Origin of the sequence: Alloalcanivorax xenomutans, assembly GCF_900217905.1 — a bacterium.
Classification (GTDB): Bacteria; Pseudomonadota; Gammaproteobacteria; order Pseudomonadales; family Alcanivoracaceae; genus Alloalcanivorax; species Alloalcanivorax xenomutans.
This window is the reverse complement of record NZ_OBMO01000003.1, coordinates 22,355-36,735: the sequence shown is the minus strand read 5'-3', so window position 1 is coordinate 36,735 and position 14,381 is coordinate 22,355. Positions and strand designations below refer to the sequence as shown.

The 14,381-nt window shown below is 60.8% G+C and carries 12 protein-coding genes; 7 read left to right on the top strand and 5 right to left on the bottom strand.

What is annotated here, in order from left to right; translation table 11 throughout:
- Nucleotides 1–6: 6 nt before the first annotated feature.
- From CRO06_RS03100 to CRO06_RS03075, 6 genes are all read left to right on the top strand, one after another.
- Nucleotides 7–1,359: an MmgE/PrpD family protein gene (locus CRO06_RS03100; RefSeq protein ID WP_026949925.1), complete on the top strand. Its 1,353-nt coding sequence runs from the start codon at nucleotides 7–9 to the stop codon at nucleotides 1,357–1,359.
- A gap of 90 nt (nucleotides 1,360–1,449) precedes the next feature.
- Complete coding sequence (locus CRO06_RS03095) at nucleotides 1,450–2,646, top strand: CaiB/BaiF CoA transferase family protein (protein WP_022996787.1); 1,197 nt, start codon at nucleotides 1,450–1,452, stop codon at nucleotides 2,644–2,646.
- Nucleotides 2,647–3,468, top strand: coding sequence for an HpcH/HpaI aldolase/citrate lyase family protein (locus CRO06_RS03090; RefSeq protein WP_022996786.1), 822 nt, complete (start codon nucleotides 2,647–2,649; stop codon nucleotides 3,466–3,468).
- A 145-nt stretch (nucleotides 3,469–3,613) separates the two neighbouring features.
- Nucleotides 3,614–4,651: a phosphotransferase family protein gene (locus tag CRO06_RS03085; protein ID WP_097057712.1), complete on the top strand. Its 1,038-nt coding sequence runs from the start codon at nucleotides 3,614–3,616 to the stop codon at nucleotides 4,649–4,651.
- A 50-nt stretch (nucleotides 4,652–4,701) separates the two neighbouring features.
- The gene (locus tag CRO06_RS03080) at nucleotides 4,702–5,439 is read left to right on the top strand and encodes an SDR family NAD(P)-dependent oxidoreductase (protein ID WP_022996784.1); all 738 of its coding nucleotides are present in this window, start codon (nucleotides 4,702–4,704) and stop codon (nucleotides 5,437–5,439) included.
- Nucleotides 5,440–5,505: 66 nt separating this feature from the next.
- The gene (locus CRO06_RS03075; RefSeq protein WP_022996783.1) at nucleotides 5,506–6,723 is read left to right on the top strand and encodes an acyl-CoA dehydrogenase family protein; all 1,218 of its coding nucleotides are present in this window, start codon (nucleotides 5,506–5,508) and stop codon (nucleotides 6,721–6,723) included.
- Here the strand turns inward: CRO06_RS03075 and CRO06_RS03070 are convergent.
- Nucleotides 6,720–7,556 (bottom strand): helix-turn-helix transcriptional regulator, encoded by an 837-nt coding sequence (locus CRO06_RS03070; RefSeq protein WP_097057711.1) that lies wholly within the window; start codon nucleotides 7,554–7,556, stop codon nucleotides 6,720–6,722. The two genes, CRO06_RS03075 and CRO06_RS03070, sit on opposite strands and share 4 nt — an antisense overlap.
- A gap of 89 nt (nucleotides 7,557–7,645) precedes the next feature.
- Between CRO06_RS03070 and CRO06_RS03065 the strand changes: the two genes are divergently transcribed.
- Nucleotides 7,646–9,157 carry an MFS transporter gene (locus CRO06_RS03065; protein ID WP_097057710.1) on the top strand — a complete coding sequence of 504 codons (1,512 nt, stop codon included), beginning with the start codon at nucleotides 7,646–7,648 and terminating at the stop codon, nucleotides 9,155–9,157.
- A 50-nt stretch (nucleotides 9,158–9,207) separates the two neighbouring features.
- Here CRO06_RS03065 and CRO06_RS03060 read toward each other — a convergent pair whose 3' ends face one another.
- The 4 genes from CRO06_RS03060 to CRO06_RS03045 form a co-directional block, all read right to left on the bottom strand.
- Nucleotides 9,208–9,489 (bottom strand): putative quinol monooxygenase, encoded by a 282-nt coding sequence (locus CRO06_RS03060; protein WP_022996780.1) that lies wholly within the window; start codon nucleotides 9,487–9,489, stop codon nucleotides 9,208–9,210.
- 183 nt (nucleotides 9,490–9,672) lie between these two features.
- Entirely contained in the window at nucleotides 9,673–10,887 is a 1,215-nt protein-coding gene (locus tag CRO06_RS03055; protein WP_035451742.1) for an HlyD family type I secretion periplasmic adaptor subunit, read from the bottom strand.
- A 53-nt stretch (nucleotides 10,888–10,940) separates the two neighbouring features.
- Nucleotides 10,941–13,130 carry a type I secretion system permease/ATPase gene (locus CRO06_RS03050; protein WP_022996769.1) on the bottom strand — a complete coding sequence of 730 codons (2,190 nt, stop codon included), beginning with the start codon at nucleotides 13,128–13,130 and terminating at the stop codon, nucleotides 10,941–10,943.
- Nucleotides 13,127–14,362 (bottom strand): TolC family outer membrane protein, encoded by a 1,236-nt coding sequence (locus CRO06_RS03045; RefSeq protein ID WP_244902758.1) that lies wholly within the window; start codon nucleotides 14,360–14,362, stop codon nucleotides 13,127–13,129. The genes CRO06_RS03050 and CRO06_RS03045 overlap by 4 nt, the downstream gene beginning before the upstream one ends.
- Between the last annotated feature and the right edge of the window lie 19 nt (nucleotides 14,363–14,381).

The following is a 14,381-nucleotide window of genomic DNA, read 5'->3' as shown; positions in this document are numbered from 1 at the left end:
GCGAACATGAGCGACGCAACCCGGGCCCTGGCCTCGTTTCTCGCCGAGCTGCGCTATGAGGACCTGCCGGAAGCGGTGGTGGCCCGCACCGAGGATCTGTTCCTCGACTGGCTGGGATCCTTGATCGCCGGCAGCGGTCAACACCCTATCCCGCTGTTCGCTGGCTATGCACGGCGCATGGGCCCCGCTTCCGGTGCTGTCCAGAATCTGGTGGACGGCACCAACACTTCCGCCTACTTCGCCGCGCTGGTCAACGGCGCCGCTTCCCATGTGGTGGAACAGGACGATCTACACAACAGCTCGGTACTGCACCCGGCCACGGTGGTATTTCCCGCCGCCCTGGCGATGGCTCAGGAACAGGGCGGAAGCGGTCGTGATCTGATCGTCGCCTCGGTGGCCGGCTACGAGGCCGGCATTCGCATCGGCGAATTTCTCGGCCGCTCCCACTACCGCATCTTCCATACCACCGGTACCGTCGGCACCTTGGCGGCGGCGGTGGCCGCCGGCAAAATTCTGGGACTGGACCGGGACGGTTTCATCAACCTTCTCGGCAGTGCCGGCACCCAGGCCTCGGGCTTATGGGAATTCCTGCGCGACGCCGCCGACTCCAAACAACTGCACACCGCCAAGGCAGCGGCGGATGGCGTGCTGGCCGCCTGTCTCACCGCCGATGGGCTGACCGGAGCACGCAATATCCTCGAAGGCGATCAGGGGCTCGCCGCCGGCTTGTCCCGGGACGCCGATGCCCGTTTTCTCAATGATCGCCTCGGCGAACGCTGGGCGCTGTCGGAAACCTCGTTCAAGTTCCACGCATCCTGCCGCCATACTCACCCGGCGGCGGATGCCCTGCTGGCGGTCATGCGGGAGCACGATCTCAAGGCGGATGACATCGAATCCGTCACCGCCCGGGTGCACCAGGGCGCCATCGATGTACTCGGCCGCGTGGACATTCCGGCCACTATCCACCAGGCCAAGTTCTCCATGGGAACGGTGCTGGGCCTGATTGCGCTGCACGGCCATGCCGGTCTGTCGGAGTTTCACCAGATCCCACTGGACGATGCCGCGGTCGCCGCGTTTCGTGACAAGGTCACAATGCAGCTGGACGCCGAAGTGGACGGGGCCTACCCGGCGCGCTGGCTCGGCCGGGTGGATGTGGTCACCAGAGATGGCCGTACCCTGCACGGCAGCATCGATGAACCCAAAGGTGACCCAGGCAATACGCTGAACCGGGCGGAATTGGAAGATAAATTCCGTCGGCTGGCGCGTTTCGCCGGCACCCTTTCCGAGGACGCCATGGGCACCGTCATCGAGCGTGTCTGGACACTGCATGACGCCGACAACGTCACTCCCCTGATTTGAACCGTGAGGACGCGGGGTTACCCCGCGTCCCAGGGCCGCCGACCTGCCTTTGCCAGAGAAAGCGCCCATCGCAGCTGTAGGAGCACAAGAATGAGTACCACCGCTTCTCCCCGGCCCCTGGACGGCATTACCGTGGTCAGCCTGGAGCATGCCATCGCCGCGCCGTTTTGTACCCGCCAGCTGGCGGATATGGGCGCGCGGGTGATCAAGGTAGAGCGCCCCGGCGTCGGCGACTTCGCCCGTGGCTATGACGAACGGGTCCACGGTCTGGCCTCCCATTTCGTTTGGACCAACCGCTCCAAGGAAAGTCTGACGCTGGATCTGAAGCACGATACCGCCACCCCGGTACTGCAACGCCTGCTTGAACAAGCCGACGTGCTGGTGCAGAACCTGGCTCCCGGCGCCGCCGCCCGCCTCGGACTGTCGTTCGAAGCACTGCACGAGCGCTTCCCAAAACTGATCGTTTGCGACATCTCCGGTTACGGCGAAGGCGGCCCTTACCAGGACAAGAAAGCTTACGATCTGTTGATCCAGAGTGAGGGCGGCTTCCTGTCCGTCACCGGCACCCCGGACGACATGGCCAAGGCCGGTTGTTCCATCGCCGACATTTCCGCTGGTATGTACGCCTACACTCATATCCTCAACGCTCTGCTGCTGCGCCAGAGCACCGGCAAAGGCAGCCGTATCGACGTTTCCATGCTGGAGAGTCTGGTGGAGTGGATGAACTACCCGCTCTACTACGCGTTCGAAGGCGCCGAACCGCCGCCGCGCACTGGCGCCGCCCACGCTACTATCTATCCTTACGGCCCATTCGACACCGGCGATGGCGGCACCGTGATGCTGGGACTGCAGAATGAGCGGGAATGGCGTGTGTTCTGCGAACAAGTCCTGCTACAGGCCGAGCTGGCCGACGATGAACGTTTTGCCTCCAATTCCCAACGGGTCCATAACCGGGCAGCACTGAAGTCACTGATCCTGGGTGTCTTCGCGGAATTGGATGCCGAGGAAGTGATTCGCCGCCTCGATGATGCGCGCATCGCCAATGCTCATGTCAACGACATGCATGGAGTCTGGCGGCACCCGCAACTAGCCGCCCGGCAACGCTGGACCGAGATCGGCAGCCCCAGGGGGCCATTGCCGGCATTACTGCCTCCCGGAGCCAGCAATGCGTTTCAGCCGCGTATGGACGCCGTGCCGGACCTGGGCGAGCACAGCGCGGCTATTCTCGCCGAGCTGGGTTACGATGACGGCGATATCGAACAGTTCCAACAGGCGGGAGTAATCTGAATGGCCTTGAGAGCGTCCCGTGATGCCCGCACCATGCTGTTCGTGCCCGCCACCCGTCTGGAGCGGGTGGCCAAGGCCCAGGCCAGCGGCGCGGACCTGGTGATCATCGATCTTGAAGATGCGGTGGCCGAGGCGGACAAAGCCGAAGCTCGCCGCGCCCTGGCCGATTTCCTCGAGCAAGCCACGACGCCCTTGTTCGTGCGCATGAATGGCGCCAGCACGGATCACTTCGAAGCAGATATTGCCCTGTGCTCCCAAGCCGATGCGGTGCACGGCATCATGCTGCCGAAGACCGAAAGCGCCGGGGATGTTCAGCGCGCCCGCATCGATGGCAAGGCGCTATGGCCACTGGTGGAAAGCGTACGTGGCGTGATCAACATTCCACACATCGCCGCCTGCGATGGCATCGAACGGCTCACCTTTGGGGCCTTGGATCTGAGTCTGGATCTGGGTGCCGAAGCCGGCAGCGAAGGTGCCGTCACCATCCTGGACCAGTGTCGTGCTCAACTGATCCTGCACAGCCGGCTGAACGGTCTTGCCGGACCGGTGGAAAGCGTGGAGCCCGATTTCCGTAACACGGAGAAAGTCGCGGCAGTCGCACTGCGTGCCGCGCAAATGGGATTTACCGGCATGCTCTGCATTCATCCCGGGCAGATCGAACCGGTGCGGCGGGCCTTTTCCCCCACCAGCGAGCAACTGGAGTGGGCCCGTCGAGTGGTGGACGGTGTCGCCGAACACGGTGCCACTTTCCAGTTGGACGGACAGATGGTGGATGAGCCTGTGATTCAACGAGCCCGTCGCTTGATCGCCGCGGCGGGCTGATTTCCCTCCATCAGGGGCCTTGTAGCTACCTCCGAATTTATATCTCCAAGGCCGGAAGAACAGCTTCGTCGCTTCCGACGATGCCGCCCACCGCCGAGACACTGCTACTCTGTTGACTCATAACCAGAACAACGGTGGGTGCGGAATGAAGGACTGGCAATCGCTCGTCGATCTGCGGGCACTGAACACCTGGATGGAACAGCAGGGTCTGGGCATAGGCGGTATCGAGAATCCCCTGCCGCTGGCCGGCGGCACCCAGAACCTGCTGCTGCGCTTCCAACGTGATGGCAAGGACTATGTTCTGCGCCGCCCGCCCCGCCATCTACGCGCCAATTCCAACGACACCATGCGGCGGGAGATGCGCCTACTCGCCGCGCTGTCCGATACCAAGGTGCCTCATCCCCGCTTGCTCGCCGCCTGCCCCGAGGAAGACGTGATTGGTGTTTCGTTCTATTTGATGGAGCCCATCGATGGCTTCAACGCCACCTGCGATTTTCCCGAGTCCCACGGCACCAGCTCCGACTGGGTGCACCGCATGGGCCTGTCCCTGGTGGAAGGGATCACTGCCCTCGGCGCGGTGGATTACGAAAAAGTCGGACTGAGTGGCTTCGGCAAGCCCGAGGGTTTTCTGCAGCGGCAGGTACCCCGCTGGCGCGCACAGCTGGAGAGCTATCAGGCGTTTGCCGAATGGCCCGGCGCCGGTGGTATTCCCGGCGTGGATCGCGTCGGACAATGGTTGGAACGTCATCGGCCCGATACGTTTCAGCCCGGCATCATTCATGGCGACTACCATCTCGCCAACGTGCTTTACTGCCATGAACGTCCGGAACTGGCCGCCATTGTCGACTGGGAACTGACCACCATCGGCGATCCGCTTATCGACCTTGGCTGGCTCCTGGCCACCACACCGGACCATCTGGATCTGCGGATCAATCAGAAAGGCGACACCCTGGGCACGGCCTTCCCTGGCCGGCAAGCAATGATCGAACATTACCGCGCCCGCAGCGATCGCGACCTCAGCCACATCGAATGGTACGGCGTACTGGCATGCTACAAGCTCGGCCTGATCCTGGAAGGCACCTACGCGCGGGCCTGTGCCGGCAAGGCCCCGATGGAAACCGGCGAGCGCCTGCATAACCGCACCATTACGCTGTTCGAGCGCGCCCTGGGCTGGATCTCCTGAGCGCGGCCTTCATCTCGGAACAATCATTCCGGAATAATGTGGAGAACGATATGAACGATCTGGATTTCAGCGGGAAAACCGTTTTGGTGGTGGGCGGCTCCAGTGGTATCGGCAACGGGATCGCTCAGGCTTTCCGCCGGCGCGGCGCCGATGTGCACGTCTGGGGTACTCGTGCCAGCGCCAGCGACTACGCTGGTGACGAAGGATCCGACCTTGACGGCCTTGGCTACTCCCAGGTAGATGTCTCCGACATCGACGCCATTGAACGCCTCACCCCGGCCTTCTCCCAACTGGATATTCTGATTCAATGTCAGGGCACGGTGGCCTATCGGCGCGGTGAGTTCGAGCGGGAAGGCTGGGACAAAGTGATCGCGGTAAACCTCGATAGCCTGCGTGCCTGTGCCATGAAGTTCCATTCCATGCTGCACGAAAGCCGGGGGAACATGATCGTGGTCAGTTCCACCGCCGCCTTCCATTCCACCCGCGGCAATCCCGCCTACAACGCTTCCAAGGCTGGCGCCGTGGCCCTGGTACGGACTCTTGGGGAAGCCTGGGCCAGCGACGGCATCTCGGTGAACGGCATTGCTCCAGGCCTGGTCGCCACCAAGCTGACCACCGTGACCACCGAAAACCCCAAACGTCTGGAGGCTTCCCTGGCCAATATTCCCGCCGGACGCCTCGGCACTCCGGCGGACATGGCCGGCGCCGCGCTGTTTCTGGCTTCCCCGCTGGCGGACTACATTCGCGGCCAGACCCTGGTGGTGGACGGCGGACTTATCCTGTCCTGACAGGCTGATTCCGCTTTTGCCAATCACTTTTCCCAGTCTCTTTTTCCCAAAAAAAGGGGAGCTTCCATGAACTTCGATCATTCCGAACAAACCCTGGAGCTGCTGGCGCGCCTGCAGCGCTTCATGGACACCTATATCGCGCCACGGGAACAGGAACAACATGACTGGGTCACCGACCCGGCCAGGGTCTGGCAACCCTGGCCCGGACTTGAGGAACTGAAGGAAAAGGCCCGCGCCGAAGGTCTGTGGAATCTGTTCCTGCCGAAGGAGTACGGTGATCTCAGCCCCGGACTCAGCAATCTGGAATACGCGCCTCTGTGTGAAATCATGGGGCGAATTCCCTGGTCCGCCGAGGTGTTCAACTGCTCCGCCCCGGACACCGGCAACATGGAAGTGCTCGCAAAATACGGCAATGCCGAACAACAGGAGCGATGGCTCAAGCCGCTGATGGACGGAGAAATCCGTTCCGCTTATCTGATGACGGAACCGCAGGTGGCCTCCTCCGACGCCACCAACATCGAAACTGAAATCAAATCCGACGGTGACGACTACGTCATCAATGGCCGCAAGTGGTGGATCTCCGGCATCATGGATCCGCGCTGTAAGGTGCTGTTATTAATGGGAAAAACCGACCCCGACGCGCCTCGCCACCAGCAACAGTCCACCGTGATCATTCCCCGCGACACGCCGGGGATTCACATCGTCCGCAATCTGACGGTATTCGGCAGTCTCAATTCACCGGGTGGTGAAGCGGAGCTGCGCCTGGAGAATGTGCGTATTCCCAAACGCAATCTGATTCTGGGCGAGGGACGCGGCTTTGAAATCGCCCAGGGCCGACTCGGCCCGGGCCGCATTCACCATTGCATGCGCTCGATTGGCCAGGCTCAGCGCAGCCTCGAAATCATGGCCCGCCGGGTGGAGAATCGAGTGGCGTTCGGTCGCAAACTGTCCGAGCAAAGCAGTATCCGCCAGGACATTGCCCGCTCTTTCTGCGATATCGAGCAAGCCCGCCTGCTAACACTGAAAGCCGCTGACCGCATGGACAAATACGGCAACAAGGACGCCAAGGATCTGATCGCGGCAATCAAAGTGGTGGCGCCACAGATGGCACAGAACGTGACCGACCGCGCCATCCAGGCCCATGGTGGCATGGGGGTCAGCGACGATACACCGATCGCGCACTTCTTTACTCTGAACCGGTTCGTGCGCATCGCCGACGGTCCGGACGAAGTGCACATGTCGCAATTAGGTAAAATGAAAATTCAGGAATACAACGATTCCTAGTTCCCCCGGGGCGCGGTGTCGCCGACACCGTTCCCGGCCTCATCTTCAAAATATACCAGCATGCGTAAATGAAGGTGTTCGTCCACGATCAGCATCTCATGCCGTAGTGATCGCACCCGGCCATCGTCCCCTGTCAGACGGCTGATGCCACGTTGATAGCCCTGCCGGTCCGGCTCGTCCCACCAATGCCGGAACGGCTCGGACAACCGTCTCATTTCATCGACAAACGCCGTCATTGTCGGGTCCTCCGGCGCCACCGCCAGATCGCAACGGAAGTTCGCCAACAGCTTCCGCGCATCCCGCTCCCAGTCCGGCATTCGTTCTCGCAGGACGTCGTCACGAAATACCAGACGCAGCAGGTTGCGCTCGGTGTCGGCGCGCTCGTTCAACCGGAACCAATGATCGGCGGACTGGTTCCAGGCCACCAGGTCCCAGCGCAAATTCATTACATAGGCGGGGCAAGGTGCGAGCTGATCCAGGACCGCTTGGGTTAACCGGGAAACCGCGGTGGCCTGGCGGGCCTCGTAGGCCGGCGGCCGCTGCTGCGCCAGCATAAACAGATGGCAGCAGTCCTCGTCATCCAGCTTCAGCACCCGGGACAGGTTGAGGAGAAAGGTTTCCGAGACATTGATATCCCTGCCCTGCTCGAACCACGTATACCAGGTGATGCCGACACCGGCGAGTGCCGCCACCTCTTCCCGGCGTAATCCCGGAGTGCGGCGGCGTGGTCCGGAAGGCAGCCCCACTTCCGCCGGCGTCACACGCTCACGACGTTGTCGCACGAACTCCGCAAGCTCATGCCGAGTACGGGCCAGAGATTTTACCGGGCTCATTCTGTTAGTCCTGCTAATAGTATAAAAGCTTAAATTGTACGGTTAGTTTAATGCCCCAAGAATAACGCTTCTTCCATAGGAGAAGCGAGATGACCTCATACTGTGAATACCCCACTCCCTCGTCACCATTGGCGAGCCGTGCCGGTCCGCGCCAATGGGCCGGCCTCGCCGTTCTGGCCCTGCCGACGCTGTTACTGGGGCTGGACGTGACGCTGCTGTATCTCGCCTTTCCGGCGCTGGCCGCGGACTTGAAACCGGACAGTGCCCAGGCGCTGTGGATCATGGACATTTATGGCTTCTTCATCAGCGGCTTTCTGATCACCATGGGGACGCTTGGTGATCGCATCGGGCGCCGTAAACTGCTGATGCTGGGTGCCGCCGGCTTTGCCCTGGCTTCCTTACTCGCCGCCTTCGCCAGCACCGCCACGCAACTGATCGTGGCGCGGGCGTTACTGGGCTTTACCGGCGCCGCCCTGATGCCCTCGACTCTGGCGCTGATCAGCAACCTGTTTCGGGAGCCATCCCAGCGGGCGCTGGCCATCGGTATCTGGGCCACCATGTTCGCTCTGGGAATGGCCGCCGGCCCATTGGTGGGGGGTGTGCTTTTGGATCATTTCTGGTGGGGATCCGCCTTTCTGGTGGCACTTCCGGTGGTAGCGGTTCTGTGGCTCTGCGCCCCCTGGCTGCTCCCCGAATACCGCGATGAGAGCAGCGGACGGCTGGACCCGGGCAGCGTGGCATTGTCACTTCTGGCACTTCTGCCGCTGATCTACGGTGTCAAGCACTTCGCCAGGCACGGCCTGGATTGGCAAGGGGTCATCGCGCTGTTGATTGGTGCTCTCGGCCTGCTTCTGTTCATCAAACGTCAACGACGCCTGGCGGATCCATTACTGGATTTAAGCCTGTTCCGTGGCCGCTCGTTCACCGCGGCCCTGCTGATCCTGTTGGTGGGTCTGATGGGGGTGGGTGGAGCCATGCTGCTGGTGACCCAGTATCTGCAACTGGTCAGTGGCCTGTCTCCCCGCGTCGCCGGTGCCTGGATGGGACCGCCGGCCCTGGCGATGCTGGTGGCGGCGATCAGCGCGCCGCTGCTGACCCGACGCTTCCCGGTCGGACGGGTGGTGACCGGAGCGCTGCTTTTCTCCGTATTGGGCTATCTGATGCTGGCCTGGGTGGACGCGGAAGCTCGAACGATACAGGTGGTCAGTGGCTTTGCCCTGATCTATCTGGGCCTGGGAGCCATCGCCGCGCTGGGTACCGATCTGGTGGTGGCGGCGGCGCCAACGGGCAAAGCAGGCTCCGCGGCTTCGCTGTCGGAAACGGTACAGGAACTGGGAGTGGCGTTGGGCGTCGCCATATTGGGCAGCCTCAGCGGCAGCCTCTATCGCATCTGTGCCGCCGAGCAACTCGGAGCCCTATCCACGGCCGTCAACGAAAGCCTTTGGCAGGCGGTGTCCGTGGCGGACCAGCTACCGGCGGGGGTACTCGAGCAAGCGCGGGAGATTTTCACCCAGAGCCTCAACCTCACCGCTCTGATCACCGCTGTGGGTATCGGCCTCCTCGCCATGGTGCCAGTGATCACACTAAGAGGCGGGCACTGAATACGGATAAGGGGAATGGCCCGGCGGCGCCGCGCCATTTCCCAGCAGGTTTACTGCGCCAACTGGAAGAGCTTCACATCCGGACGTCCCGCCAGCAGGTCCTTGAGACCACCACCGAGCCCCTTCATGTTCTCACGGTGGGCTTCCAGAGCCGCCTGATCCGTGTATTGCTCATAGATCATCACCACATCCTTGTCGTCCAGGGACTGGTGAACGTTATAGGCATGGTTACCTTCTTCCTTGCGAACTTCCGCCGCGATCTTGTTCATTTCCGCCGCCAGAGCGTCCCCTTTACCGGCCTGCGCCTGCAGCACAGCTACGATTCCAAGCATGTTGTTTTCCTTACGTTGTAAACGATTAGCAACCGGCATGCTGGCACAAGCGCGGGGGTGACGAGAGCTTCTGACACTATTGGTTACGTTTTCCGTTAAGGAGGACGCCGGCCCCGTCATCGGCAGCTGCCCTCCGCCCCTCCTCCCGGGGTGTCCGATGCCATTCCCGAAGATGATCCGGAACTAGCGTTCCCGCAGGGCTTCTCCGGCGTGATCGATCGGCTTCATCAGATACTCGAAAACCGTCTTCTCGCCGGTGCGGATATCCACCTTGGCGATCATACCCGGCACGATCGGAAACCTGGTGCCCGCATCATTGATCAGAGCATCCGTTTTGGTACGGATGAACACACGATAGTAAAAGATCTCAGGTTTGACTTCGTCCTGAATGGTATCCGGTGAGATCATGGCCACCTCGCCATCCAGGTCGCCATAGACGGTATAGTCGTAGGCGGTGATCTTGACCTTGGCGGACTGACCGGGGTGAATAAAGGCAATATCCCTGGGAGAGATCCTGGCTTCCACCAGCAACTGATCGTCCAGAGGGACAATTTCCATCAGGCGACCATTAGGTGGAATCACTCCGCCCCGGGTGCTGACCTCGATGTCCTTCACCACTCCGCGCACCGGCGAGCGCAATGTGAGCCTCGACAGAGCGTCCGAGCGGCCCCGTACCACAGAGGACAGAGCCTTGGCTTCCGCCTCCGCACGAGCCAGTTCCTCCCGCGCAAGAATCAGGTATTCAGAGCGGATCTCACTGGCTTTCAGCTCCAGCTCCGACAGCTGGCGCCGTAAGCGCAGCACTTCCACGTTACTGGCAGCTCCGATTTCCAGCAGCGATTCCGTCAGCTGCAACTCTTCACGCACAATGCGCTGGGACTTATGGACGCCAGCCAAAGACGATCTCAACCCCCTGCGCCGCGTTTCATACAGTTCGGTTTCCGCGGCGATGAGTTCGGGATAGGCCTGTAACGCCTCCGGGAAGATCAACGGTGTCTCGTTGACTTCCGCTTCCAATCTGGCAACGGTGCCTAGGGCCGCGCGATAACGGGCCGCGCTTTCTTCCACGCTGGACTCGGTCTTGGTAAGATCCAACTGAGCCAGCACTTGCCCGGCTTCTACGATCTCCCCTTCCTTGACCCTCAGGTCCATCAGGATTCCCCCTTCCAAGGACTGGATCACTTTCTCCCGGGAAGACGGAATCACACGGCCATCACCTGTCGATACTTCCACTACCTCGGCAAAATAGGACCAGACCAGTAACGCGGCCATGGCCAGACAAACCAGCCACACAATACGGGTTGAACGAACCACCGTGGCATCGTCCACTTCATCGTTGTAATGACGATGGTCATTGTCATAATCCAACAGAGATGCCGTTCCTCCAGCAGCGCTCATTGACAGTCCGGTGATATCAGGCGGGCGGGAATTGGCGGCATCGCGGCTCCCCTTCATGGCCGGGTCCCTTCCTTGTTGTTGTTCGTGGACTGAAGCGGAGCCTTTTTCGATAGGATCGACAGTGCTTTGGCGCGCGTATCGTCCAGCAGAATCTGTCCGTTTTCCAGCACAATGATACGGTCCACCAGATTGAGCATACTCATCCGGTGTGTCGCCACCACCAGAGTCCGGTTTTCCAGCCAGTCACTCATTCTCTGAATGAATTTCTTTTCCGCTGTCTCATCCAGTGAGGCGGTAGGTTCATCCAGCAGCAGAACATTGGGCTGTCGCAACAGCAGACGGGAGAGCAACAGCGACTGGCGCTGACCACCGGACAGGCCGAGCCCGCCTTCAAGAATCGGATGGTCAAGCCCGTCGGGCAGCGTTCTCAGATAATCACTGGCACCGGTCATATCCATGGTGGCGAGTAACTCCTGGTCGGACACATGGGGGGCGCCCAGCATCAGATTATCCCGCAAGGTACCGTGGAACAGCCGCGCGTTCTGGCTTAGAAGACCCACATCCCGACGTAGATCCGCCGGATCGATATGAGTGAGATTGATACCGTCCAGGAGAACCTGTCCAGAACCGGCTTCGATGGCGCCGGCCAGAGCCTGCAACAACGTGGATTTGCCCGCGCCGTTACGCCCCAGCACACCGATACGCTCTCCCGGTTTGATGGTCAGCGCCTTCACCGCCAGAGCGGCGTTGGGGGCATCGGCATATTGGAATACCGCCTGCTTCAACTGATAGTGACCAGTGACAAAGGGTCGGTGAACCCGTTTTTCCTCCTCGGGGTGGTCCACCGCGCGCTCCATGATCTGATCCAGGCTGCTCATCGCCACCTTGGCATGCTGCCATTTGCTCATCACATGCGTGATTTGAGACATTGGAGCCATCATGCGTGACGCCAGGATCGATGCCGCCACCAGCGACCCGACCGACAGTTCCGCTTCCATCACCATCGGTGCGCCGAACAGGACAATGACGGCGAATACCCCGCTCTGTATCGTGTGACTCCACACCACCAGGGTATTGGCGATGTAACGCAGTTTCAGATTCACGTCGGCGGTGACCGCGTTGTAATGATTCCATTGCTGCTGAAAACGCGCTTCCGCTTGCAACGACTTGACGTCCTCCAAACCCTGGATGGTTTCCACCAGCATCGCATTTCGTAGTGAAGACTCGCGCATGGCTTCGTTGGCGAGAATATGCAGGCGCCTCTGCGCCAGCATGCCGGGAATGATCATCAACACCACCGCGGCCAGCGGTACCAGCACCAAGGGACCGGCGATATACCAGAGCACGAAACAGAACAAGAAGAAGAAAGGCATATCAGCGAATGCCGTTACCGTGCTGGAGGTAAGCAATTCCCGAATATGCTCCAGTTCGCGAATCTGGGCGATAAAGGACCCGGTGGAGCGCGGCTTCTCCGAGTTTTTTATGCGTAGCGCGTGGCCAAAAACGCGATCCGACACGCGCATATCAGCCCGCTTGCCAAGCAAATCGGTGATATGAACCCGGCTCCTGCGCAGAATGAAATCAAACACCATTGCCACCAGAACACCGGAAAACAGGACGTACAAGGTGGCATAGGATTCCGCCGGAACCACACGATCGTAGACCTGGCGGGAAAACAAAATGCCGGCCAATGCCAACAGATTGGCTACCAGTGATGCCAGCATCACATGTCCGTAGGGCTTCAGATCACGAAGAATGATGCGCCGGAACCAATTGGATTGATAAGGCCGGACATAATCGTCCACCCGGGCATCGGGGGCCGAACGGGTCGGTCTCAGGATCAGTGTGAGAACCACATTGTCGACAAGCTCCTGACGAGGAAGCTGACTTCTGAGGCCCTGATCGCCACTATAGGACAGCGTCACCGCGCCATCACCGCCAATGCTTTCGGCCACCGCCACCTGGCCGTCCTTGAATTGCACCACCAAAGGAAACCGCCAGGGTGTCAGCGGCATTTCGCCCAGATCACCAATCTTGCAGGCCAGTCCCAATTGGCGGGCCATGGCCTTCAGCACATCGCCGGGGCTCTGCCTCATGCTCCAGGCAGCCGTCAGGTGAACATTTTCCTCGGAATATTCCAAACGATAATGCCGGGCCACCGCCAACATGGCTTCGGTCCACGGTCCGTAGTCGGGAGCCGGCGCGGCTTCGTCCAGCGTTTCTTCGACATCCTGGATACTCATGGCTGAATCGGCACTCCCTGCACGGCGGCGCTGCTCAAACCAAACGCCGCGCGAATTTCCGCCACGTTGTAAAGACAGTCGATTTGCAGGCGGCGTAGATCAAACCGGGTGTTCTGCTGCTCGAAGCGGGACTGGTGGATCTCCTGTTCCGTATTGAGAATGTCCAACAGTGAGCGCGTTCCCAATGCTAAATATTGCTGCCGGTACAGCTTCTGCGTCTCGGCGATGCTGTTATAGCGGTTGTTCAGTAATTCGAGGCGCCCGGACAGACTCCGTGTCTGCACCTTCGCCTCCCGTAATCCCAGGGAGACTTCCCGGTAGGCGGCATCCCGGGCGGCGTTCGCCGCCTCAAGGGCGTAGTCTGCCGCCCGCCGGCGGGCCTTTAACGCGCCGCCTTGAAACAGCTTGCTGCTTACTCCGACGGAAACGAAGACATCATTGTCCCGATCCATGGCTTCCAGGTCCGCGGGCCGATCATTCAGATAGTGCTCGAAATCCGCGGAGATCGAGAAGGTCGGCAACATCTGTGCCCGCGCCTGACGAATCAGCGAACGGGCTTCCTCCCGCTCCGCTTCCGCCCGCATGATCCGGGGCACATTGTCGAAGTCTTCTTCCACGCGAAGGCAGGCGTCAGCCAGATGATCGGGAAACTCCGGAGATACCGTGACCGGCCCGGGGGCATTCAACAGACTTTGCAGATTACGCTGCCACGCATCGCTCTGTGCCTGGAACTGCAGAACCGTGGCCTGGGCCGCCTCTTTTCTGGACAAAGCCTGGATTTCGTCCGACCGGGTGGCGGCGCCCTTGGCGGCCCGCTGAGACGCCAGTTCCTGCAGTTCTCCGATGGCTTCCACCTGCTCCCTGGCAATTGTCAGCAGCGTCTGATAACGCTGGACCTCGATCACCGCCTGCGCGGTTTCCTGGGCAAGCTGGTCCACCGCCAAAAGCACGTTGGCCCTGTCCCGCTCCACCCCGTGGGAAGCCGCCGCCACGGAGCTGGAAACCTTGCCAAAGTCATACAACATCTGTGAGGCCGAAGCGGTCAACGCCTCTTCGGAGCGTCCGGTGGAGTCCCTGTAGCCACGGCTAAGACCGGCGCTGAGTTCGGGATAATAGCCTGCGCGAGCCACCGCCACCTGTTCGTTTTGCTGGAACAGGCGGCCAATGGATTCAGCGATAACCGGGTGTGTATCCACCGCCCGTCGGACCGCGCTGACAATATCGAAATCCACTTCGTTTCCGTATACCGGA